The sequence below is a fragment of the Anaerobacillus sp. 1_MG-2023 genome (genome assembly GCF_030547345.1).
Taxonomy (GTDB): Bacteria; Bacillota; Bacilli; order Bacillales; family Guptibacillaceae; genus Guptibacillus; species Guptibacillus hwajinpoensis_B.
On record NZ_JAUORD010000349.1, the window covers coordinates 1 to 204 of the forward strand.

The 204-nt window shown below is 40.2% G+C and carries 1 protein-coding gene; it reads right to left on the reverse strand.

The features are described 5' to 3' along the window. Positions 1–204, reverse strand: a 204-nt coding sequence (locus Q4550_RS24405; RefSeq protein WP_303536848.1) for an MSCRAMM family protein, incomplete at both ends; no start/stop codon positions are given.

The window sequence follows — 204 nt, forward strand, 5'->3', positions numbered from 1 at the left end:
TTCAAATACCGCGTTTTCTAAATAAAGAGTTGCATCCTCGCTATCCACCTTCACTAATTCGACAGCGCCTGGTGTTAACTTATTTGTTGCGACTACTTTTGTAACTCCGTCCTGACCTTTTTCAATCGTGAAAGGAATAGGAGTTGAATTCAGTTCATAGCCAAAAGCAGGCTGCGTTTCAACAAATTGATAGTTTCCAGGTTT